At 72.0% G+C, this 21,779-nt stretch carries 19 protein-coding genes and 1 pseudogene; 8 read left to right on the top strand and 12 right to left on the bottom strand.

Annotated features, from left to right (window positions below):
• Window positions 1-72: 72 nt before the first annotated feature.
• On the bottom strand, window positions 73-921 hold the full coding sequence (locus O7627_RS19200) for a cupin domain-containing protein (RefSeq protein ID WP_278094901.1): 849 nt from the start codon (window positions 919-921) through the stop codon (window positions 73-75).
• Here O7627_RS19200 and O7627_RS19195 point away from each other — a divergent pair.
• The gene (locus O7627_RS19195; RefSeq protein ID WP_278094900.1) at window positions 920-1,795 is read left to right on the top strand and encodes a hypothetical protein; all 876 of its coding nucleotides are present in this window, start codon (window positions 920-922) and stop codon (window positions 1,793-1,795) included. The genes O7627_RS19200 and O7627_RS19195 overlap by 2 nt on opposite strands.
• 8 nt (window positions 1,796-1,803) lie before the next feature.
• On the opposite strand, the gene O7627_RS19190 is transcribed toward O7627_RS19195, so the two are convergent.
• Together O7627_RS19190 and hrpA are read right to left on the bottom strand one after the other, a co-directional pair.
• Window positions 1,804-2,259, bottom strand: coding sequence for a GNAT family N-acetyltransferase (locus O7627_RS19190; protein WP_278094899.1), 456 nt, complete (start codon window positions 2,257-2,259; stop codon window positions 1,804-1,806).
• Window positions 2,259-6,518 (bottom strand): ATP-dependent RNA helicase HrpA, encoded by a 4,260-nt coding sequence (gene hrpA / locus O7627_RS19185; RefSeq protein ID WP_278094898.1) that lies wholly within the window; start codon window positions 6,516-6,518, stop codon window positions 2,259-2,261. The genes O7627_RS19190 and hrpA overlap by 1 nt, the downstream gene beginning before the upstream one ends.
• 188 nt (window positions 6,519-6,706) lie before the next feature.
• Between hrpA and O7627_RS19180 the strand changes: the two genes are divergently transcribed.
• Window positions 6,707-8,221, top strand: coding sequence for a trypsin-like peptidase domain-containing protein (locus O7627_RS19180; protein ID WP_278094897.1), 1,515 nt, complete (start codon window positions 6,707-6,709; stop codon window positions 8,219-8,221).
• A 202-nt stretch (window positions 8,222-8,423) separates the two neighbouring features.
• Here O7627_RS19180 and O7627_RS19175 read toward each other — a convergent pair whose 3' ends face one another.
• Entirely contained in the window at window positions 8,424-9,053 is a 630-nt protein-coding gene (locus tag O7627_RS19175; RefSeq protein WP_278094896.1) for a hypothetical protein, read from the bottom strand.
• A 225-nt stretch (window positions 9,054-9,278) separates the two neighbouring features.
• On the opposite strand from O7627_RS19175, the gene O7627_RS19170 reads away from it, so the two are divergent.
• The gene (locus O7627_RS19170) at window positions 9,279-9,824 is read left to right on the top strand and encodes a GrpB family protein (protein WP_278094895.1); all 546 of its coding nucleotides are present in this window, start codon (window positions 9,279-9,281) and stop codon (window positions 9,822-9,824) included.
• Window positions 9,825-9,851: 27 nt separating this feature from the next.
• Here the strand turns inward: O7627_RS19170 and O7627_RS19165 are convergent, their stop codons facing one another.
• The gene (locus O7627_RS19165) at window positions 9,852-10,541 is read right to left on the bottom strand and encodes a TetR/AcrR family transcriptional regulator C-terminal domain-containing protein (RefSeq protein ID WP_278094894.1); all 690 of its coding nucleotides are present in this window, start codon (window positions 10,539-10,541) and stop codon (window positions 9,852-9,854) included.
• An 80-nt stretch (window positions 10,542-10,621) separates the two neighbouring features.
• Between O7627_RS19165 and O7627_RS19160 the strand changes: the two genes are divergently transcribed.
• Window positions 10,622-11,329 (top strand): DUF4386 domain-containing protein, encoded by a 708-nt coding sequence (locus O7627_RS19160; protein ID WP_278094893.1) that lies wholly within the window; start codon window positions 10,622-10,624, stop codon window positions 11,327-11,329.
• A 208-nt stretch (window positions 11,330-11,537) separates the two neighbouring features.
• Here the strand turns inward: O7627_RS19160 and O7627_RS19155 are convergent, their stop codons facing one another.
• The 3 genes from O7627_RS19155 to trmB all read right to left on the bottom strand — a co-directional run bounded on the left by O7627_RS19155 (window position 11,538) and on the right by trmB (window position 15,966).
• Window positions 11,538-12,524, bottom strand: a complete 987-nt coding sequence (locus tag O7627_RS19155; RefSeq protein ID WP_278094892.1) for a helix-turn-helix domain-containing protein — start codon at window positions 12,522-12,524, stop codon at window positions 11,538-11,540.
• 147 nt (window positions 12,525-12,671) lie between these two features.
• On the bottom strand, window positions 12,672-15,194 hold the full coding sequence (locus O7627_RS19150; protein WP_278094891.1) for a DEAD/DEAH box helicase: 2,523 nt from the start codon (window positions 15,192-15,194) through the stop codon (window positions 12,672-12,674).
• A gap of 88 nt (window positions 15,195-15,282) precedes the next feature.
• Window positions 15,283-15,966, bottom strand: coding sequence for a tRNA (guanosine(46)-N7)-methyltransferase TrmB (gene trmB, locus O7627_RS19145; protein WP_278094890.1), 684 nt, complete (start codon window positions 15,964-15,966; stop codon window positions 15,283-15,285).
• Window positions 15,967-16,128: 162 nt separating this feature from the next.
• On the opposite strand from trmB, the gene O7627_RS19140 reads away from it, so the two are divergent.
• Together O7627_RS19140 and O7627_RS19135 are read left to right on the top strand one after the other, a co-directional pair.
• A complete protein-coding gene (locus O7627_RS19140) occupies window positions 16,129-16,659 on the top strand; it encodes a hypothetical protein (protein WP_278094889.1) in 531 nt (176 codons plus the stop codon).
• Between the two features lie 291 nt (window positions 16,660-16,950).
• Window positions 16,951-17,631 (top strand): class F sortase, encoded by a 681-nt coding sequence (locus O7627_RS19135; protein WP_278094888.1) that lies wholly within the window; start codon window positions 16,951-16,953, stop codon window positions 17,629-17,631.
• Window positions 17,632-17,639: 8 nt separating this feature from the next.
• Here the strand turns inward: O7627_RS19135 and O7627_RS19130 are convergent, their stop codons facing one another.
• Complete coding sequence (locus tag O7627_RS19130) at window positions 17,640-17,963, bottom strand: antibiotic biosynthesis monooxygenase (protein WP_278094887.1); 324 nt, start codon at window positions 17,961-17,963, stop codon at window positions 17,640-17,642.
• Between the two features lie 238 nt (window positions 17,964-18,201).
• Here O7627_RS19130 and O7627_RS19125 point away from each other — a divergent pair, with 238 nt between their 5' ends.
• Entirely contained in the window at window positions 18,202-18,723 is a 522-nt protein-coding gene (locus O7627_RS19125; protein WP_278094886.1) for a hypothetical protein, read from the top strand.
• Between the two features lie 50 nt (window positions 18,724-18,773).
• On the opposite strand, the gene O7627_RS19120 is transcribed toward O7627_RS19125, so the two are convergent.
• From O7627_RS19120 to O7627_RS19110, 3 genes are all read right to left on the bottom strand, one after another.
• The gene (locus O7627_RS19120; RefSeq protein WP_278094885.1) at window positions 18,774-19,835 is read right to left on the bottom strand and encodes a hypothetical protein; all 1,062 of its coding nucleotides are present in this window, start codon (window positions 19,833-19,835) and stop codon (window positions 18,774-18,776) included.
• 178 nt (window positions 19,836-20,013) lie between these two features.
• Window positions 20,014-20,205: a DUF397 domain-containing protein gene (locus tag O7627_RS19115; RefSeq protein ID WP_278098331.1), complete on the bottom strand. Its 192-nt coding sequence runs from the start codon at window positions 20,203-20,205 to the stop codon at window positions 20,014-20,016.
• Window positions 20,202-21,008 (bottom strand): helix-turn-helix transcriptional regulator, encoded by an 807-nt coding sequence (locus O7627_RS19110; protein WP_278094884.1) that lies wholly within the window; start codon window positions 21,006-21,008, stop codon window positions 20,202-20,204. The genes O7627_RS19115 and O7627_RS19110 overlap by 4 nt, the downstream gene beginning before the upstream one ends.
• A gap of 384 nt (window positions 21,009-21,392) precedes the next feature.
• Between O7627_RS19110 and O7627_RS19105 the strand changes: the two are divergent.
• Window positions 21,393-21,662: pseudogene (locus tag O7627_RS19105) on the top strand (hypothetical protein); the annotation flags it as partial.
• Window positions 21,663-21,779 lie beyond the last annotated feature (117 nt).

Below are 21,779 nucleotides of genomic sequence, written 5' to 3'. Positions count from 1 at the left end.
GACGATGACGCCCAGGTAACCGTCCTCGGTGACCCGCATTGGGCGGATCGACCGCCCGGCCTGCCGGCCCGGTCAGCGCACCGGGTAGGTGTCCAGCAGCCCGCACATGCCGTGCCGGCCCCGTTCGTCCGGTTCGGCGATGGCGTAGACATCGGCCGCCGCCAGGTGCGGGGCCGCGCCGTCGGCCAGCGCGTCGAGCTGCCGACCGGTCTCCTCGGCGGCCCGCAGCGCCCCGTCGCGCCACCGCCGCCGCCAACCGGCCAGCATCGGCCGGACCAGGCGCACCGCCGCGGCGTGGAACTCCCGCAACGGCGCGACATCGCCGGCCAGCGCGGCGTCGCGGAGCCGCTCGAAGCCGCGGACCGCCAGGTCCCGGCGGGCGTACGCGGCGGCCAGGTCCCCGCCCGGCGCGCCACCGCCCGGCAGCGTCGCCGCCGCGGCGTACGCCGCGGGGTCGGCCAGCACCTCGGGCGGAAAGGTCAGCACCGCGTCGCCCGCCTCGGGTAGGCCGCTGTTCTGCATCAGCACCACGATCTCCAGGCCACCGTGGTTGACCAGCCGGTGGATGGTGCCCGGCGCGAACCAGACCACCGCACCCGGGCGTAGCACCGTCTCCCGGTAACCGGCCAGGGTCAGGGTCTGCACCAGCCCGGCGCCGGCCGACACCACGTACGCCTCCGCGCAGCACAGGTGCAGGTGTGGACTGCCGCCGACCGCGCCGTCCGGGGCGAGGGTGTCGTACACACAGAGCCGGGAGATCCCGACCCCGCCGGGCAACGGCGGCTGGTGTGGCTGCTCCATATCCGGGTGACCGTAGTTCGCCCGGCCGAGCAGCGTCAACGCCGTGACCTCCGGCAGCGGCGGCCGGTGTTGGCCGGCCTGGCTACCGTGGTCTGCAGCCGGGTGACGGGAGACGGCCATGCCACCGAACACGCTGGACGTTCTGGTTGCGTGCGGGATCACGCTCGCCTGCCTGACCATGCTGTTCATGGCCCTGCTCGACGCCAGCGCGCTGCCCCGGCTGCACCGGCTGCACCGGGAGGTCCGGCGGGCGCCTTCGCTGGAGCTGGCCCGACTGGTACAGATGCCGGCGACCGAACTGCCTCCGCTCTGCCGGGTGAGTGGAATCCTGCGACCCGGGCCGGCAGGACCGCTCAGCGCGCCGGTGACCCGGGTGGACTGCCTGGCCTTCGAGGCGGAGGTCGAGCACCGGTACGACACGAGTGGCGAACACGGCGCGACGGTGAAACAACCACTGCACCGGTTCCGGTCCGCCGGCCCGCTGCGGCTGGCGGCCGGGGAGGCCACCGGTTGGCTGGACGAGGCGCTCTACTGCCAGCCTCCGGGAGCGCTCTGGAAGGCTCCGGGAGCCTGGCGGCCGGCGGTCGAGGAGGTGTCGACCCGGCCGTGGCCCCCACCACCGGGCACCCGGCGCGGAACCGGTCCGATCGAGCTCGGGCCGCTCCTCGCCGACCTGGTGACCCGCGGGCTGGTGTCCGCCGGCACGCTGTCCGGCCCGCGGCCCAACAGCCGATACGTGGTCAGGGAGCGGATCGTCGAGCCCGACCAGCCGGTCAGCGTGCTGGCCCGGCCGCAGCGGCGACCGGAGGGACTGGTGCTGGCACCGGCGCACCGGCGGGAGACCTACGTGCTGGCCGGTTCGGCGGCCGAGGTGACGGCCCTGCTGGGCCGCAACCGGGTCCGGGACCGGCTGCCGCGTGTCGTGGGATGGCTCGGCGCCGCGGTCTTCGTCGGCTGGATCGCCGTTGCCGTCTGGACTGAGATCGGTGGTTAGTGGCTCCGTCAGAGCACCCTGGTCATGAAGACGCTGTGCGGGTCGGGGCGGTAGTCGGCGAACGGTTCGCAGACCTCGAACCCGAACTTCGCGTACAGCCGGCGGGCCGGCAGGAAGAAGTCGGCCGAGCCGGTCTCCAGGCTCAGCCGCCGGAACCCCATCCGGCCCGCCTCGGCGATCAGGTGCGACAGCAGTAGCGACGCGATCCCGCCGCGTCGGCGTCCCGGGTCTGTCCGCATCGACTTCACCTCGGCGTGCTCCGGGTCCAGCCGCTTGAGCGCACCGCAGCCGACGAGCGTGGCACCGTCCAGCACCGACCAGAAGGTGATCTCCGGCTTACGGAGCCCGTCCAGGTCGAGGGCGTGTTTGCTCTCCAACGGCGTGAGCGAGCGCATCTGCGCGACGTGCTCGGCGAGGAACCGGGCGATCTCCGGCCCGGACAGGTCGTCGTCGACGATCTTCATCAGCCTGCCTCCACCTCATCCATCACCCGGTAGATCCGCTGCTCGGAGACCGGGTACGGGGTGCCGAGCGCCTGGGCGAAGACGTTCACCCGCAGCTCCTCGATCATCCACCGCAGCTGGCGTACCGCGTCGTCGGCCCGGCGGGCCGGCGGCAGGCCGGCGACCAGGTCGGCGTACTCCTGCTGGACCTGCTCGATGCGGGCCTGCTGCTCCCGGTCGCGCTGCGGGTTGGTCGGCAGCCGGTCCAGCCGGCGCTCGATCGCCGCCAGGTAGCGGGGCAGGTCGGCGAGGCGGGCGTAGCCGACCTCGGTGATGAAGCCCCGGTGCACCAACGCGGAGAGCTGCCCCCGGATGTCGGCCAGCGCCGCGACCAGCGCCAGGTCCGTGGTCCGGCCGAGCCGCTGCTCGACCTGGTACGCCACCGCCAGCGTCCGGCGGACCCGGTCGACCACCTCGACGGCGGTCTCCACCAGACCCGCGCGGACCTTCTCCCGCAGCGCGGCGAAGCCGGCCTCGTCCCAGGCCGGCCCACCCGCCTCGGCCATCAGCTTGTCGACCGCCGCGCCGGCCGCGTCGTCGAGCAGGTCCAGCACACTCTGGTGCGGGTTGCGACTGAGCGCCAGCTTCTCCGCGTTGGTCAGCCGCCCGGAGACGAACTTCGCCGGCGACGGCAGGGTGAGCCGCAGCAGCCGGCGGGTGCCGGCCCACATCGCCTGCCGCTGCTCGGCCTCGGAGTCGAAGACCCGCACCGCGACGCTGTCGCCCTCGTCGACGAGCGCCGGATAGGCGGTCACCTGGTAACCGGCCCGGACCTGGTCGATGGTGCGCGGCAGGGTGCCGATGCTCCACTGGCGCAGCCCGCGCCGTTCCACCTCCGGCGCGACGGCGGCCACGGTCCGGCGTACCTCCGGAGCGAGCTGGCGTTGCAGCGCGGCCAGGTCCTTACCCTCGGCGACCGACCCGCGCTCGTCGTCGACGACCCGGAAGGTGGGCCGCAGGTGGGCCGGCAACCGGGTCAGGTCCCAGGCGTCCCGGGGCACCAGCACCCCGGTCAGCCGGCGCAGCTCCCGGGCCAGCGCGTCCAACAGCGGCTCCCGACCCGGCGTGATCGCGGCCAGCGCGGCCCGCGCGTGGTCCGGCACCGGAACAAAATTCCGGCGTACGGCCTTCGGCAGCGACCTGATCAGCGCGATCACCAGCTCCTCGCGCAGCCCCGGCACCTGCCAGTCGAAGTCGTCCGGGCTGACCTGGTTGAGCATCGGCAACGGCACGTCGACGGTGACCCCGTCGGTGCTGGTGCCGGGCTCGAACCGGTAGGTCAGTGGCAGGCTGAGATCACCGGCGCGCCACTCGTCCGGGTAGTCCTCCTCGGTCACCCCGCCGCGTCCCGGATTGACAAGCATCGCCTTCTCGAAGCCGAGCAGGTCCGGCTGGTCGCGGCGGGCGCGCTTCCACCAGCTGTCGAAGTGCCGGCCGGAGACGACGTCGGCGGGCAGCCGCTGGTCGTAGAACTCGAACAGCGCCTCGTCGTCGACGAGGATGTCGCGGCGCCGAACCCGGTTCTCCAATTCGGACACCTCGTCGAGCAGGGCCCGGTTGTCGTGGAAGAACTGGTGCCGGGTCTCCCAGTCGCCCTCCACCAGCGCGTGCCGGATGAACAGTTCCCGCGACAGCGCCGGGTCGATCCGGCCGAAGTTCACCTTCCGGCCGGTGACCAGCGGCAGGCCGAAGAGCGTGACCTTCTCGTACGCCAGCACAGCGGCCTGCTTCTTCTCCCAGTGCGGTTCGCTGTAGGAGCGTTTGACCAGGTGCCCGGCGAGCGCCTCGACCCACTCCGGTTCCACCCGGGCGGCCATCCGCCCCCAGAGCCGGGAGGTCTCCACCAGTTCGGCGGCCATCACCCAACGCGGCGGCCGACGGAACAGCGCCGAGCCCGGGAAGAGTGCGAACCGGGCGCCCCGGGCACCGAGGTACTCGTTGCGGGCGCCCGCCGGCCGGCCGCCGGCCTCGGGCGCCGGCCGCCCGGTCTTGTCGATGACGTCGCGGAACCCGACGTGTGACAGCAGCCCGGCCAGCAGCGACTGGTGGATCCGCGCGGCGTCCAGCTCTGGGCCGTCTCCCTCGGCCCGGGCCTCACCGTCGCTGGCCGCAAGGTCTCTGGACGCGTTGCCCCTGGCTGCGTTGCCTTTGGCTGCCTCGCCTCGGGCTGCGTCGCCTTTGGTTGGGCCGCCTTTGGCCGCACCACGGCCGGCGGCGCCGTCGTCGAGGGTGCGCAGCACCTGCCGGAGCTGGCTGACGATGTCCTGCCATTCGCGTACCCGTAGGTAGTTGAGGTATTCGGCGCGACACATCCGGCGGAAGGCGCTGGAGGAGAGCGCGGTCTGCTGCTCGCGCAGGTAGCGCCAGAGGTTTAGCAGGGTGACGAAGTCCGACTCCGGGTCGGCGAAGCGGGCGTGTGTCTGGTCGGCCTGGGCCTGCTTGTCAGCCGGCCGCTCGCGGGGATCCTGGATGGACAGCGCGGCCGCGATCACCATCACCTCGGTGGCACAGCCGTTGCGTTCGCCCTCCAGGACCATCCGGGCCAGCCGGGGATCCACCGGAAGCTGCGCCAGATGCCGACCGAGCGGGGTCAGCCCCAGCTCGGTCCGGCCGGGGGTGGCATCCAGCGCGCCGAGCTCGTGCAGCAGGTTCACGCCGTCGGTGACGTTGCGCCGGTCCGGTGGGTCGATGAACGGAAAGGCCGCGATGTCGCCGAGCCCGATCGCCGTCATCTGCAGGATCACCGAGGCGAGGTTGGTGCGCAGGATCTCCGGGTCGGTGAACTCGGGCCGGGCGAGGAAGTCCTGTTCGTCGTAGAGCCGGATGCAGATGCCGTCCGAGGTCCGACCGCAGCGGCCCTTGCGCTGGTTGGCCGACGCCTGGGACACCGGCTCGATCGGCAGCCGTTGCACCTTGAGCCGGTGGCTGTAGCGGGAGATCCTGGCGGTGCCGGGGTCGACCACGTACTTGATGCCGGGCACGGTCAGCGATGTCTCGGCGACGTTCGTGGCCAGCACCACCCGGCGGCCGGTGTGTGCCTGGAAGACGCGGTGCTGCTCGGCGGTGGAGAGCCGCGCGTAGAGCGGCAGGATTTCGGTGCCGCGCAACGCCGGCCGGGACTGGACCAGCCGGCCCAGCGCGTCGGCGGTGTCCCGGATCTCCCGTTCCCCGCTGAGGAAGACCAGGATGTCGCCCGGACCTTCGGCGGCCAGCTCGGTGACCGCGTCGCCGATGGCCTGCACCTGGTCGCGCACGTTGTCGCCGCCGGAGTCGCCCGCGTCGCCGGTTTCGCTGGGATCGCCGGTCGTGCGGGTATCGCCGGTGGCGGCTACGGGGGTGCTGTCGACGGCGGCGGTCGTGTCGGTGTCAGGGCCGCCGGTCGGGTCGTCGGCGGGGCCGGTGGTGAGCACGAGTGGGCGGTACCGGACCTCGACCGGGTAGGTCCGGCCGGAGACCTCGATGATCGGGGCGTCCCCGAAGTGCGCGGCGAACCGCTGGGGGTCGATGGTCGCCGAGGTGATGACCACCTTGAGGTCGGGCCGGCGGGGGAGCAGTTGCTTGAGGTAGCCGAGGATGAAGTCGACGTTCAGGCTGCGCTCGTGCGCCTCGTCGATGATCAGGGTGTCGTACTGGCGCAGCATCCGGTCGCGCTGCAACTCGGCCAGGAGGATGCCGTCGGTCATCAGCTTGACGAGCGTCCGGTCACTGACCTGGTCGGTGAAGCGGACCTTGTAGCCGACCGTGTCGCCGAGCTGGGTGCCCAGCTCCTCCGCGATCCGGTCGGCGACCGTGCGCGCCGCCAGCCGGCGCGGCTGGGTGTGCCCGATCTGGCCCCGCACGCCCCGACCGGCCGCCAGGCAGATCTTCGGCAACTGGGTGGTCTTGCCCGAGCCGGTCTCGCCGGCCACGATCACCACCTGGTGGTCCTGGATCGCGGTCAGGATGTCGTCCCGCTTCGCGCTGACCGGCAGCTCGGCCGGATAGTCGATCTGCGGTACCGCCGCCCGGCGGGCGGCGAGCCGGCGCTCCGCCGCCTCCAGGTCGGCCGCCACCTGCCCGGTGGCAGCCGCCCGCCGGCCCGCGTCGCGGATCTTGCGCAGGCCGTCCAGCCGGCGTTCGATCCGGCGCTGGTCGCGCAGCATCACCTCGGCCAGCCGCTCCCGCAGCTCGCGATGTCCGGGTAGTACGGCGGGCGTGGGGGCGGTGGCTGGCTTCGACATGACGCCGCCAAGAATATGCACCCCACCCCCCTCCCCGCCCCTGAGTTCCCGGTCACCCCCACCGTCATGGATCTTGGCGCGGTGAGGGTGGAGCCGAAATTGGCTCAGATAGTTCCGGATTTGTTGACACCTTTTTGGCTGCGGTGCGTATGTCTGGTCGAGCGGTGTCGGATTGTGGGGAGGCCTCGGTGAGATCGACGTGGGACGACAGTGGCACTGACCTGGACATTCCGCCGGTCGATCCGCTTCCGCCGTCGCGCTTCTCGCTGCCCGGCACCTTCGCCGTCCCGACCGGCCACCCCGAGGACCTGCCCGAGGCACCCGGGTTCCCCACCCCGCCGCCCCAGCCCGAGGTTCCCGACCCGTTCGGCTATCCCAGCCGGTTGAGCCGATCGACCGAGCTGGCCGGCTCCGACCTCCCGCCCCGGGGCGGGCCGGCGCCATGGGACGTGCCGGCGCCGTGGGAGAACCGATCCATCCGCGACCGCCGCTCCACCAGCTCCAGCCAGTCGACCCGCTCCGGCCAGTCGACCCGCGGCCCGTCGACCGGCGACAGCCAGGCGGCGTACGACGACCAGTGGGAGCGTGCCGAACCGTCGGCCGGTGACAGCCGGGCGGTCCGTGATGACCGGGCGGTCCGTGATGACCGGGCGGTCCGTGATGACCGGGCGGTCCGTGATGACCGGGCGGTCCATGATGACCGGGCAGACCGTGATGAGCGCGAGGACCGGGCCGACCGCGACGGGTCGGCTCAGGGTGGTCAGTGGGCGGGGGACGGCCGGGCCGCCGATGACGATCACTGGGCGCCGGACGGGCCGTCCACCCGGCACGGCGGGCCGCCGTGGGACGGCTACCCGGCGCCTCTCGCGCCACCGGGGGCGGCCGGCTTCTCCCGGCACCGGTCCAACCTGCCGCCGGGCTCGGTCTGGGACGGCAAGTCACCGGCCCCCAGGCGTCGTACCGGCCGACTGCTGCTGGCCGGGCTGGTGCTGGTCCTGCTGGCGACCGGCGGTGGCGCGGGCGCCGGTTGGTACGCCTCGTCCTGGTACTTCGCCACGTCCGAGCTGCGGACCCGCAACGTCGGCGCCAACGCCAATCTGACCGGGGCCGGGGTGAACGTCGCCGAACGGGTCCTGCAGGGGGTCGTGTCGGTGCAGGTGGACAACGCCGACGAGAGCTCGTCGGGGTCGGGTTTCGTGCTCGACGACGAGCAGCACATCGTCACCAACGACCATGTGATCGCTTCCGGCGGCGACATCACCGTGGTCAGCAACGAGGGCCGGCGGATCTCGGCCCAGCTGGTCGGTCGCAACCGCAACACCGACATCGCGGTGCTGCGGATCGCCCCGGCCGCGCAGCTGCGGGCGTTGCCGCTCGGCCGGACCGAGAACATCGTGGTGGGGGAGTCGGTGCTGGCGATCGGTTCGCCGCTGGGGCTGTCCGGCAGCGTCACCGCCGGCATCGTCAGCGCGGTGGAGCGCCAGGTGCGGCTGGATGGGCGCAACCGGCAGAGCGCCATCCAGACCGACGCCTCGATCAACCCGGGCAATTCCGGTGGTCCGCTGGTGAATGCCCGGGGTGAGGTGATCGGGGTGAACACCGCCATCGCCACCCTGGAGGGCAACGGCTCGATCGGCATCGGCTTCGCCATCCCGATCGAACGCGCCGAGTCCGCCGCCCGCGAGATCATCGCGCGGGGCTGAACGCGCCGTAGCCGCCTTGCGTCGTGCGGCTCGGAGTCGCCTTGCGTCGTCCGGCCCGGAGCCGCTCTGTGCCGCGCGGCCCGGAACCGCCTTGCGTCGTGGGCGGAACCGCCCTGTGGCCGCGCGCTGGAAGCCTCGCGCCGCGCGGCTTCGCCGAGGGTGGTCCCGGCCGGCGACCGGTGGCCGGCCGGGACCAACCGGGTCAGGCCGGGGTGGACCAGATCGCCGCGAAGGCTGCGGCCTCGCCGGCCAGCCACCGTTCGATCTGGTCGGCGCGGGCCGCCGGGTCGCGCCGGTGGGCGACGCCCCGGCGCAGGTCGACCAGGACCGGCTCGGCGTGCGGGAGCACGTGCTCCATGTGCCGGGCCATCAGGTGCAGGGTGGCCAGCACCGCCTCCTCGCTGGGCGGCGACTCGTCGAAGTGCAGGCGGACCGCCTCGGCGTGACCGTCGTCGTACCGCAGGCCGAGGTGGGGGTTGATCTTCACGGGTAGGCCGCCGACCATGCCGAGGGCGTCGCGGGTCTGGGCCAACGCGGCGGCCGGCGGCTCGCCGAGCGAGCGCAGGTAGGTGGTCGCGCCCGGCACCAGCGCCTCGTAGAGCGGCCGCCAGCGCGGCTTGACGACCGTCACGATCTCGGCGAGGTGCCGGCCGCCGGTGCGGAACGCGATGTCGGCCTTGAGCGCCTTGACCAGTTGGCCGTGTGGGTTGAAGCCCGACCGGCTGGCCCGTTGCTTGCGCAGGCTCCCGACGAAGTTGGCCTTGGCCGGGCCGGTGCGGTCGACGTAGCGGGTGAAGCCCAGCAGAGTGGCGTATGGGGTCGGGGCGGGCATTGACGGCGTGGTCGTGGGGGCGGCTGCGGGGGGTGCGGCGGAGGTGGGCGCGGGCACGGCTGTCCTCCCGGATCAAGGGGCGGACTCCCAGGTCAGGAGCCGAATTAGTACACCCATTCTAATAGATCCACGCCGCTTCGCCCAGCGGAATCCGGCTCGTCAGGGCTGCTGATCGGTGGGTCGTCGGGGCCGGTTGCGAGGTTGGTGCGCCGATAGTCTGGGCGGGTGACCGAGGAGTCTGGGGTCGATGGCCGGCGCCGCGATCCGATCGAGATCGTCGACTACGACAGCGACTGGCCGACCGCCTTCGAGCGGCAGCGCACGCGGGTCGAGGCCGCCCTCGGTCCGTGGCTGGCCGGTCCGGTCGAACACATCGGCAGCACCTCGGTGCCGGGTTTGGCGGCCAAGCCGATCATCGACATGCTGGCCCGGGTTCCCGACTACCGCGGCGGAGATTTCGGGTCGGCGATGTCCGGCATCGGCTGGTCGCACGCGCCGGAGCCGGGCGACGAGGCGGCCCGGAAGTGGTCGTTCTGCTTTCCTGACATCGGCTGGCGTACCCATCACCTGCACATCGTCGAGGCCGATGCGGAGAACTGGCGGTCGCTGCTGAGGTTCCGGGACCACCTTCGCGAGAACCCCGCCGACGCGGCCGAGTACGGACGGCTCAAGCGGCTCCTCGCGGCCGCCGACGCACAGGATCGTCCCCGCTACCGCGCGGCCAAGGCGCCGTTCATCGAAGGGCTGTTGCACGGCCTGGACCCGCGATAGCCGCAGCCGGGACTGCCGCGCCCGGTGTCATCCGCGGTGGCGTTCGAGTCCGTCCAGGAGCAGGTCGATGGTGAACTCGAACTCGGTCTGGCTGTCGCACCAGCCGAGCGTCGGGTCGGTGGCGGCGTGCATCTCGGACTGCACCATGGCGGTCAGGTGGGGCAGCGCCTCGGCCAGCGCGGCCAGGTCGGCCTCCGCGGCGTCGGCGTCCATGCTCCCGCCGGCCGCTGCCGGGCTGAACAGCTCCTGGGCGAACCCGAGCGGGAGGCTGCCGAAGGCGTGCAGCGCCCGGTGGGCGATCCGGTAGGAGAAGCCGGCGCCGACCAGCGTGGCCAGGATCCCGTCGTAGTAGGCGAAGACGGCGACCGGGATGCTGCGGCGCGATCCCAGCAGCGCGGGAGCCCACGGATGGCGCAGCATGACCTGGCGGGCGGCGGAGAACTGGCGCCGTAGCCGGAGGCGCCAGCCGTGCGGGTCGCCGTCGGCGTCCGGGTGTGCGACGGCGGCGCCGATCTCGGCGACCACCGCCTCGACGGCGCCGTCGAGCAGCGCCTCCTTGCCGGGCAGGTGGTGATAGAGCGACATCGCCTCGACGCCGAGTTCGGCGGCGAGCCGGCGCATCGTCAACGCCTGGATCCCCTCCGCGTCGGCGAGGGCGATCGCCGCCGTCAGCACCCGCTCGCGGCTCAAGGGCCGCCGGGAGGTCCGCTCCGCCATTTTCGCATCTCACCTCTTGTCTTGACCTTACAACGTATGGTTGCCTTACGTCGTAAGGTTGGTTCGACCGAGGAGTGACGATGCACCCCCTGATCCGTACCGCCCGGGTGACCGGACTGTGGTATCTCGCCCTCGGCATCGCCGGTGGGCTCGGCTTCCTGCTGATCCGGTCCCGGATCTTCGTGGCCGACGACCCGGCCGCGACCCTGGCCAACCTGGTCGAGCACGGCTCGCTCGCCCGGCTCGGGGTGGCGCTGGAGCTCGCCACCGTCGTCGCCCAGGCGTTCGCCGCCGCGTGGTTCTACCGGCTCTTCCGCGCCGCGGACCCGTTCCCGGCCGCCGGCATCGCCGTCTTCGGCCTGGTCAACGCCATCGCGATCCTGGTCAGCGCGGCCCTGACCGGCACCGCCGTCGAACTCGCCGCCGATCCGGTCGGCGACCCGGCGGCGAACGTGCAACTGCTCTATCTGATGAGCAACAACCTGTGGGGAGTGGGCGGCATCTTCTTCGGCCTGTGGCTGATCCCGATGGGCTGGTGCGTGCTGCGGTCCGGCTGGATGCCCGCCGCGCTCGGCTGGATACTCGTCGCCGGCGGGGTCGGCTACCTGCTCAGCAGCTTCCTGCGCTACCTCACCCCGGACGCTGCGGTGATCGTCGAAGCGCTGGTGATCCCCGCCACCGTGGGGGAGCTCTGGATGATCGGCTACCTGCTCATCCGGGGCGTACGCCGCACGGCACCCGGGAACGCGCCCGCCGCCGCGGAGGAGCCGGTGCCTGCGGTGCGGTGAACGGCCGTCAGCGGCCCGGGGCAGGTAGGGGTGAACGCGGGGTCGACGGAACGCGCGCCGGTGCCGTGGCGGAGCGTTCCGTCGCCCGGCGGCGGAGCCACGTCCCCCGAGGCCGTGGCTCCACCGCCGGGTCAAGCATCAGCCATCGGCCAGATCTCGTCATTGGACCTGCCTGCCAACCGATTGACTACCGGTGCCAGCGACACGTTCACCGGATCAGGTGCTGGTCCTGCCGGTAGGCCAGCGGACCCATGCCCACCGCGGCGGTGAAGAGCCGGGTGAAGTGCGCGCTGTCGGTGAAGCCCCACCGGGCGGCCACCGCGTGGATCGGCTGGCCGGCCAACCGGGGGTCGGCGAGATCACGCCGGCAGCGGTCGAGCCGCCGGTGCCGGATCCATCCGGCCACGGTCCGGCCCTCGGCGGCGAACAGCCGATACAGGCTACGCACCGAAACATGGTGTGCCGCAGCGATCGACGCGGGCGTCAGCTCCGGACCGGCGAGGTGGGCCTCGATGAAAGCCAGCACCTGCCGGTACGTGACCGCCTGCCGGGTGTCCGGCGGAAGGTCGGCCTCCCGATCAAGCCGGTGCGCGATGGTCGCCGCCACCAGGTCGAGGGTGATGCCCCCGAGCCGGGTCGCGTCCTCCGGCCGGAGCTGGTGGGCGTGCCGGGCGACCGCCACCAGGTGGCTGATGAGCACCGCGCCGACGCCCTGTGGCTCCGGCGTCAGGCAGGTCGCGTAGAGCCGCTTGACCAGGTCGGGACGGACCGGCAGGAGGGCGCGGGGGATCTGCAGGGTCAGCGCCGTACTGTCCGTGCCACCCTCGCCCTCGACGTAGTCGATCTCGTGTGGCGTCGACGAGTCGAAGGCGCTGAGCTGGCCGACCCTCGCGACGCAACGGTTGCGGGCCTGCTGGATGACGCCGCCGCCGCGTAGCGTCAGGTTGATCAGGAAGAGGTCGGGGTCGGACGGCCGGACCATCGACCGGCTCCGGGTGACGCGCAGCGACGGGAACCGGTGCAGCGCGAGGTTCAGCGCGCCCAGGTTTGTCGTGCGCACCGAAGCGATGAACTCGTCGGGATTCTCGCTCCGCACGTTCATCAGCCCCAGCGAGGTGGCCATCAACTCGTTCCAGTAGGCCAGCCGCTCAGCCGGTGGCTTGTCCTGGGTGGTCGCCAGCAGCTGCCCACGCACAACGGCATCCCCTGTCCCAACTCGGCCGGCTCGGCTCTGCCGGTCCTCCACCATAAGGACACCGCGGACACTCCGGGAAGGCCGTCGATATGCCGACAGTGGCGGATCGTTACCGGGGACGGGTCAACCCGGCAATGAACGGGCGAGTCAGAGTTGGCCGACGTCGGTGATCCGCAGCACCGCCTCGCCGGCCGCGTCCGAGGCGGCCAGGTCGACCTCGGCGCTGATGCCCCAGTCGTGGTCGCCGTCCGGGTCGTCGAAGATCTGCCGCACCAGCCACCGGTCCCGCTGCTGGTCGATCATCAGCAGCGCCGGCCCGCGCGCCGCCGGCCCGGTGCCCAGATCGTCGTACGCCTCGAAGTACGGCTCCAGCGCGTCGGCCCAGTCGTCGGCGGTCCAGCCGGAGTCGGCGTCGAGTGCGCCCAGCTCGTCCCAGCGGCGCAGCGCGGCCAGCTCCACCCGCCGGAACAGCGCGTTGCGTACCAGCACCCGGAACGCCCGCAGGTTGGCCGTGACCGCCGGTGGCCGCTCGTCGAGCACCTGCTCGACGCCCTCGGCGGCCGGGTTACGCAGCCGCTCCCACTCGTCGATCAGGCTGGAGTCGACCTGCCGGACCAGCTCGCCCAGCCACTCGATCAGGTCGATCAGCTCGTCGGTCTTGGCGTCGGGCGGCACGGTCTGCCGCAACGCCTTGAACGCGTCGGCCAGGTAGCGCAGCACCAGCCCTTCGGAGCGGGACAGCCCGTAGAAGTTGACGTACTCGACGAAGGTCATCGCGCGCTCGTACATGTCGCGGACCACGGCCTTGGGGCGCAGCTCGTAGTCGGCCACCCACGGATGCCCCTGCCGGTACATCTCGTACGCGGCGTCGAGCAGCTCGGCCAGCGGCTTCGGGTGGGTCACCTCGGTGAGCAGTTCGAGGCGGGCCTCGTACTCGATGCCCTCGGCCTTCATCGCCGCGACCGCCTCGCCGCGGGCCTTGAACTGCTGCGCCGACAGGATCTGCCGTGGATCGTCCAGGGTGGACTCGATGACCGAGAGCACGTCGAGCGGGTAGGTCGGCGACTCGGCGTCCAGCAGTTCGATGGCGGCCAGCGCGAACGGCGACAACGGCTGGTTGAGCGCGAAGTCGAGCTGCAGGTCGACGGTGAGCCGCACCGAGCGGCCCTCGGCGTCCGGCTCGGGCAGCCGCTCGACCACCCCGCCGGCCAGCAGCGCCCGGTAGATGGCGATCGCCCGCCGGATGTGCCGGCGCTGCGCGGCCCGGTCCTCGTGGTTGTCGGTGAGCAGGTGCCGCATGGCGGCGAACGCGTCGCCGGGCCGACCGATGACGTTGAGCAGCATCGAGTGGCTGACCGCGAAGCTGGAGGTCAGCGGCTCCGGTTCGGCTTCGACCAGCCGGTCGAAGGTGGGTCGTCCCCAGCCGATCGACCCCTCGGGCGGCTTCCTGCGTACCACCTTGCGCCGTTTCTTGGGGTCGTCGCCCGCCTTGGCCAGCGCCTTCTCGTTCTCGATGACGTGCTCGGGGGCCTGCACGACGACGGTGCCCATGGTGTCGTAGCCGGCCCGGCCGGCCCGGCCGGCGATCTGGTGGAACTCGCGGGCCTTGAGCAACCGGGTACGCACGCCGTCGTACTTGGACAACGCGGTGAACAGGACGGTGCGGATCGGCACGTTGATGCCGACGCCGAGGGTGTCGGTGCCGCAGATGACCTTCAGCAGGCCGGCCTGCGCCAGGGTCTCGACCAGCCGACGGTACTTGGGCAGCATCCCGGCGTGGTGTACGCCGATGCCATGCCGGACGAGCCGGGACAGGGTACGCCCGAAGCCGGCGGTGAACCGGAAGTTGCCGATCAGCTCGGCGATGGCGTCCTTCTCGGCCCGGCTGCAGACGTTGACGCTCATCAGCGCCTGGGCGCGTTCCAGGGCCGCCGCCTGGGTGAAGTGCACCACGTAGACCGGGGCCTGGTGGGTGCTGAGCAGCTCCTCCAGGGTCTCGTGCAGCGGCGTGGTGGCGTAGGTGAACATCAGCGGGACCGGCCGCTGCGCGGACTTGACCACGGCGGTGGTCCGCCCGGTACGCCGGGTCAGGTCGTCGATGAACCGGGTGACGTCGCCGAGGGTGGCCGACATCAGCACGAACTGCGCCTGCGGCAGCTCGATCAGGGGCACCTGCCAGGCCCAGCCCCGGTCCGGCTCGGCGTAGAAGTGGAACTCGTCCATGATCACCAGGCCGACGTCGGCGCGGGCGCCGTCGCGCAGCGCCATGTTGGCCAGGATCTCGGCGGTGCAGCAGATGATCGGGGCGGTCTCGTTGACGCTGGCGTCGCCGGTCAGCATGCCGACGTTCTCGGCGCCGAAGACCTCGCAGAGGGCGAAGAACTTCTCCGACACCAGCGCCTTGATCGGCGCGGTGTAGAACGACCGGCAGCCGGTGGGGGAGTCGGACCGGTCGGCCGCCAGCGCCGCGAAGTGCGCCCCGGTGGCGACCAGGGACTTACCCGAGCCGGTGGGGGTGCTGAGGATGACGTTGGCACCGGAGACGATCTCGATCAGCGCCTCTTCCTGGTGCGGATAGAGGTCGAGCCCCTGTTCCTTGGCCCAGCCGGCGAAGGCGTCGAAGAGGGAATCGGGATCGGCGCTGCCGGGCAGCTGTGCGGTGAGCGTCATGGCCGGTCAATGGTGCACTGATCGGTCGCCGAGCGCCAGCGGCGCCGGGTCTGCCCCGGTTTCACCCCGGCGGGGCGGCTCCGGGCGGTCACCGGCGCCGGAAGATCAGGTCGTGGACCGGGCGGCCGGCGGACAGGGCGCGCCGCTCGAACTTCGTGATCGGGCGCCAGTCGGGCCGGGGCGCGTACCCGGCGAACTCGTTCACCAGTTCCGGGTCGGCGGCCAGCGTCCGGGCCATCACCCCGGCGTACTCGGACCAGTCGGTGGCGCAGTGCAGCACGCCGCCGGGCGCCAGCCGGGAGCGCAGCAGCGCGACGTGCGCCGGCTGGATCAGGCGTCGCTTGTGGTGACGGGACTTGGGCCACGGATCGGGGAAGAAGATGTGCACGGCGGCCAGCGAGTCGGGCGCCAGCGCGTACCGGGCCAGGTCGACGGCGTCGCCGCGGGCGATCCGGACATTGGTCAGACGCCGCCGCTCGACCAGCGCGAGCAGGTTGGCGATCCCGGCGGTGTGCACCTCGACGGCGAGGTAGTCGCGCTCCGGGTCGCTGGCGGCCATCGCCGCGGTGGCCTCGCCCATCCCCGGGCCGATCTCCAACACCACGGGCGCCCGGCGCCCGAACAGCGCCGCCAGGTCCCACGGCGCGCCCGGCCGCTCCGGCACCAGCAGACCGTGTACGGGCCAGAGCCGCTCAAGGGCGTCGTGGTGGCGCTCGGACAACCGTCCCTGCCGGGGGTGGAATGTCCGGATCGGTCGTTCGGCGAGGGTCACAGGGAGGCAAGCCTACGCCAACCGAAGAGCCGGACATCTCCCGTCGGTCAACCCCGTGTGCTCGACGCCCTCGGATGAGAGGATTTCTCTGTCGGCTGGCTGGCCGTTTCCCGACCGACCGCCGGCCGCATCGTCCGTGACGCCGGTCATCCAGGAGGGGTCGTGGTGTTTCTCCGCCGCCGGATCGGCGTGCTGATCGCCGGTGCGGTCCCGCTGGCGGGCGTGCTGCTGCTCGCGACTCCCGCCCAGGCCGCCGACACCTACGTCCAGGTCAACCCCAGCACCGTGCGCGCCGGCCACCTGGTGGGCATCAAGGCCAGCTGCACCGAGAACAACGCGCCGGCCACGGTCGAGTCACCGGCCTTCGGCACCATCACCGTGCAGCCGCAGAACGGTCTGCTCACCGCTGCGGCGCTGGTGCCCGAGGGCACCGACGCCGGCACCTACCGGGTCCGGCTGCACTGCCCGGACGGCAAGAGCGCGTCGACGATGCTCAACGTGGTGGCCGCCGACAAGCCCAGCCGCGGCCCGGCCACCGGCTTCGGTGGCACGGCGGGCGGTGACAGCACCGGCGGCCTGCTGCTCTACGGCGGGCTCGCGACGCTCCTGGCCGGGGCCGCGCTGGGCGTGGTCACCCTACGCCGCCGCGTCAGCCCGGCCGGCGCCGGCCCCCGGTCCCGCACCCGCTCCTGACGGACGCCGATGGCCCGCTTCTCGCCCGCCGCCCCCCGGCCCTCCCCGGACGGGCGCCGGCCGGCGCGGACACCCCACTCCGATCGGGCCGCCTCGACCGACCCACCGTCCGCCCGAGCGGGCCGGACCGGGTTGCCGGCCGTCGCGGCGGGGTCGCCGTACAACCGGGCCGGGTCGACGGGTTCGCCGCCCGGTCGGGCGGTGGCCGTGGCGCCGGCCGGTCGGCCGGGCCGGATGGCGCCAGGCACCCCACCGGGCCGGATGGACCCCGGCACGAGACCTGGACGGGCGGTGCCGGGCACCCGACCGGGTCGGGTCGCGCCGGGCCGGCACCCGCACCGGGCCCGGTCGGAGGGCCGGCCGTCATGGACCGGGCCGCTGGCGGTCGTGCTGGTGCTGATCGGGGTCTTCGCCACCGGTGCCGGGCTGGGACACTCGGCCGGGTTGTCCTGGCCGTCGTTCCTGGGCGGCGGGAGCAAGGAGCCGCCCCGGGAGTTCCCGGTGCTGGAGCCGAGCCGGCCGATCCGGGTCGCCATCCCGTCGATCGAGGTCACCGCGCCGGTGCACCGGGTCGGGCTGGCCGACGACGGTTCGATCGCGGTGCCGGCGCTGGACAAGCACAACGAGACCGGCTGGTACGACCGGGGGCCGACGCCGGGGCAGTTCGGGCCGGCGATCATCGTCGGGCACGCCGACACCCGGACCGGCCCGTCGGTCTTCCACGACCTGGTCAAGCTGCGGCCGGGCGCGAAGATCGAGGTGACCCGGCAGGACCGGTCGGTGGCGATCTTCGAGGTCAACTCGGTGGAGCACTTCGACAAGGCGGCGCTGCCCGACGAGCGGGTCTACGCCGACTACAGCCGCCCGCTGCTGCGCCTGATCACCTGCGGCGGCGAGTGGCGCGGCGGCAGCGTCGGGTACGCCGACAACATCATCGCCTTCGCGTCACTCATCGACTCCCGCGACGCCTGACCACGGCGTCACCCACCCGAGGCGGCGGCGTGCTGGACCACCTCGAACTCCAGCAGGGAGGCGCCGGTGGCGACCGGGCGGGCCTGCGGGCCGTCGCCGGTGCGGCTGTGCGCCTCGCGGGCCGGGCCGCCGGCCCACGCCTGGTAGGACTCCTCGTCCTGCCACCGGGTGTAGACGAAGTAGCGGGTGTCGCCGGCCACCGGGCGCAGCAGCTCGAAGGAGAGGAAGCCGGGCGCCTTCTCCACCGCGCCGAGCCGGGCGGCGAACCGCCGCTCCAACTCCTCGCCCCCACCGGCGGGCACCTCGATAGCGTTGATCTTCACGACGGCCATGTGATCCACCCTAGTCCCGTCCGCCTCCCCAAACCGCGCCGCGCCGCCGGCAGACCACGATCGTGGCGCACTCAGCCGTGAATAGGGGCCGGATTCAACGGCTGAATGCGCCACGATCATTCACTGCGCGGCACGCGGGAGGCCAGTAGGGGGCGGGCAGCAAGTTGACGCGGGGTGGGTTGCGGCGGCGAAGGGCGGGGCGCGTAGGCGGGTGCCGGCTGGTCGTAGGCTGCCGGCCATGGAGCTTGCGCTGTCCATCGCGGCGTTTGTCGTCTCGGCGGTGACCCTCGGTTCGACCTATCGGATCTGGCAGCTCAGCGACCGCCGGTCCCGGATCCCCGTGCTGGTGTTCATTCTGGTCGACGGGAAGGGCTGGGTGCTGCGCAACGTCGGCAACGGGCCGGCGCTCAACATCGTGGTGGCCCGCAAGGCGCAACACGACGACCAGGAGTGGCTGGACCCGACAAGCGTTCCACCGCTGGCCCGCGACGCCGAGGTGCCGCTCGGCTGGATCCGCAAGGGCGTCGACGCCGCCGCGCTGGGCGCGACCTATCAGGACTTCGCGGGCGCCGACACGGCCCGCCCGGGCCGGACCTACACCGCCATCTGCGCCCACAGCCTGAGCAGCGTGCTGCCCGGCCGCCGGCTGCCGGCCTGGACCGTCGCCCAACTCGAACCGAGCTGGCAACGCGACCGCCAGCTCCGGATGCGGATCGCCGCACCGGCCGAGGTCGACCGGCAGCCCGCCGAGGAGGGCTGACCGGTCGACCTGGGCGCCGGATCAATGGCGGGTGGGGGAGGTTGTGCCGGTCAGTCGATCGGGCGGGGGGCGGTGCGGTCGGCCTCGGCCAGTGCCGCCGCCTCGTTGGCATACGGGTTGTAGGTGTAGGTGCGGGAGACGCCGCCGGGGATGGTGAAGTACTCGGCGGCGAGCTTCGCCGGGTCGGTGGCGATCTGCCCCCGCCCCGGCAGGTCGTCGCCGTCGTCCCAGCCCCACGGGGCGTTGGCCGAGTTGACGCCGCAGGACCAGGTGCCCCGGCCGCAGTCGCCGGAGTTGTCACCGGCGAAGGTGCCGAGGTTGGCGAAGAGGTCGGCGTTGGCCCGCTGCGTCCAGAGCCCGCCGGCGGCGAAGATGTCGACCAGGGCGTACCGCACGTCCCGGTCGTCAGCGCCGCTGGGGGTCTCGGCGACCGTCGACGGGTAGTAGACGATGCCGTCGCCGACGATGTCGTACTGCGGGTACGCCTTGAGCCCGTGGCCCTGCGCCTCCTGCGCGGTGACCGGCCGCTGGAACGAGTCGTGCGGCGAGGACTGCATCCGCAGGGTGCCGTCGACGCTCTCCCGGCCGGTGGTCCAGGTGCTGCCGGCCGGCGTGTAGGAGAAGAAGTCGCTGTGCGCGACGGTCACCGCCGACCGGAGTACGCCATAGGTCGAGCCGTCCCGCTCGACGGCGAACATCACCCCCTCGCCGTCGTTCTCGTGCTCGGTCTCGAAGAAGGGGTGGTCCGTCCAGTCCCGGGGGTGGAAGAACAGGTACGTGAGGTACCAGTGCGAGTTGGTCTCCACGACCGAGTAGTACACGTGGGCGGCGAACGAGACCCCGGACCGGGCCGCGTTGTCCCAGTTGTTGCGCCCGTTGAGGTCGCCGTCGAAGTCCACCTTGGTGAGGTAGTCGGACCGGCCGCCCAGCGCGTGGCTGCCGGTGGCGTCGACGTCCTGGTAGTGGATCGGCGCCCAGCGCAGCGCCAGCTCGGCCCGGCTCACCGTCGCGCCGGCCGGCGCCGGTGCCGCCCCGAGTCCGACGCCGACCAGCGCCGCTGCCAGTGCGGTTGCCACCAGGGATCGCCCGGCGGCGCGCTTCCTGTCGAGCATGTGTGCTCCCACGTCCAGAGGGGATGGATTGGGGGCAATCTATGCGCTCTGCGGCGATCGGGGCGTGTCCGAACGACGAAGCGTACGTGTCCGTCGGCGGACGGCTCGGCGAACCGGGGACGGACCATGATCACATGATGAAAACGGTCGCTACAGCCGGTCGTAGCGACCGTTTTCATCATTCGATCTTCGAGGACGGCGGCTCGGCGACGAACGCGGTCCAGGCGGCCGGCCGGAAGGCGAGCGTGCCGCCACGCGGGTCCTTGCTGTCCCGAACCAGCACCCGGTCACGCAGATTGGCGGCCACCTCGACACACTCCCCGCCGCTGCTGTTGGATCGGGTCGACTTGCGCCAGACGGCGCCGCTCATTTCCACGTCTCGGCCATCCTCGCGATCAGGTCCAGCGACTGTCGCTGGTTCAACGCATTGAGTTTGACCTCGTCCCAGGCTCGCATCAAGAGGTCGACCTCGTCCCGAACGTCGACCACCCGACCGCCCAACTGATCCTCGACGAAGCCGTAGGTCTCCGGTCCCACCGTGGCCAGCACGAACGGGCCGTTGGTGCCGGCGTAGGCGCCCGCGTCCTCGGGCACCACCTGGATCGAGACGTGGGGACGTAGGCACGCCTTGATGAGGGCGTCGCACTGGTCGCGCATGATCAGCGGGGTGCCCACCTTCCGGCGTAGCGCGGTCTGGTCGATGACTGCCATGAACCGGGGTGGTTTCGGACTGTTCAGGATCTCCTGGCGGGCCATCCGGTCGGTGACGTGACGGTGGATGTCGGTGGGATCGAGGGTCACCGACGACTCCAACGTGGCGAGCGCGTAGCCCTCCGTCTGGAGCAGCCCGGGAATCAGCAGTGGTTGGAAGGAGCGCAGCATCGTCGCCGAGGCTTCGAGGTCGGCCCAGGAGTCGAAGACGGGGAGTTGGCGTTGTTGGCGGTCGCGTTGGCGTTCGCGTTCCGCGACGGCGTCGGCCGACATCTTCGAGAGGGTGTCGCCGGTGCCGTAGAAGGTGTCGAGACGGTCCACGGTCTCGTACTGGGGGATGAGCCGGCCCTGCTCGAAGGAGGCGATGAGCGACTTGGAGACGTTTATCGCCTTGGCGACCGTGATCTGGGTGATCTTCCGTTCGTTGCGGAGTTGCCGGAGCTTCGCTGGCAGGTCGGACACGAATATATATCCTTCCAGTGTTCTCGACTGTCCTCGACAAGACGGCCATGCATCGGATAGTGCGTTCGCCCTTTCTTCAGTTGATATCGCGCGTCGTCCAGTGTGGATGAGACCACGTTATCGACTTGGTTGGAGAGTGGGAAGAGAAATGCGAAGGCGAAACGCGCCAGTTCCATTTGCGCCCCGGCACAGTCGCGATTGGCGCCGATTCTGGCGCTACTGCGTCTGCGGACTGCGGTGGCCGTGTCCGGACACACTGCCGTGCGTACCGATGCCGTATCCGCCGGCCCGGGACCCGGCGGTGGACTCGGCTGCTCCGGACCCCCGGTGGCGCAACCGTGGACCGCGTTACGGGCAGTGGCGCGGCGGCCGGTGGAGCGGTTCGTGACCCAGCCGCCGCCGACCGGCCGGCCCCGCGTGCACCTGCCCCGACGTCCGCTCTGGCTGTGCCGGGTCTGCGCGCACCCGTGGCCGTGCGGTCAGGCGAAACTCGACCTGCTCCGCGAGGTCGCCGCCGACACCTCCCGGCTGCGGATCCACCTCACCGACCAGATGCACGCCGCCCTGGCCGACCTGCACGCGCTCAACCCACACCAGATGCCGAGCCCAGCCGACATCTTCGCCCGCTTCCTGGCCTGGACCGCGCCACGGTCCAGCCGCCGGTCGACGGCCGTCCCCGATTTCGATCGCCTGACCAAGGACGAGATCCTTGCCTGGTTCGACGCGACCGAGGATCTGTCCGCTCTGGTGGCGTATCTGGTGGGGCCGCCT

Origin of the sequence: Solwaraspora sp. WMMD1047 (assembly GCF_029626155.1) — a bacterium.
GTDB lineage: Bacteria > Actinomycetota > Actinomycetes > Mycobacteriales > Micromonosporaceae > WMMD1047.
The sequence above is the reverse complement of the archived record's forward strand: the minus strand, read 5'-3'. Positions and strand labels throughout refer to the sequence as shown.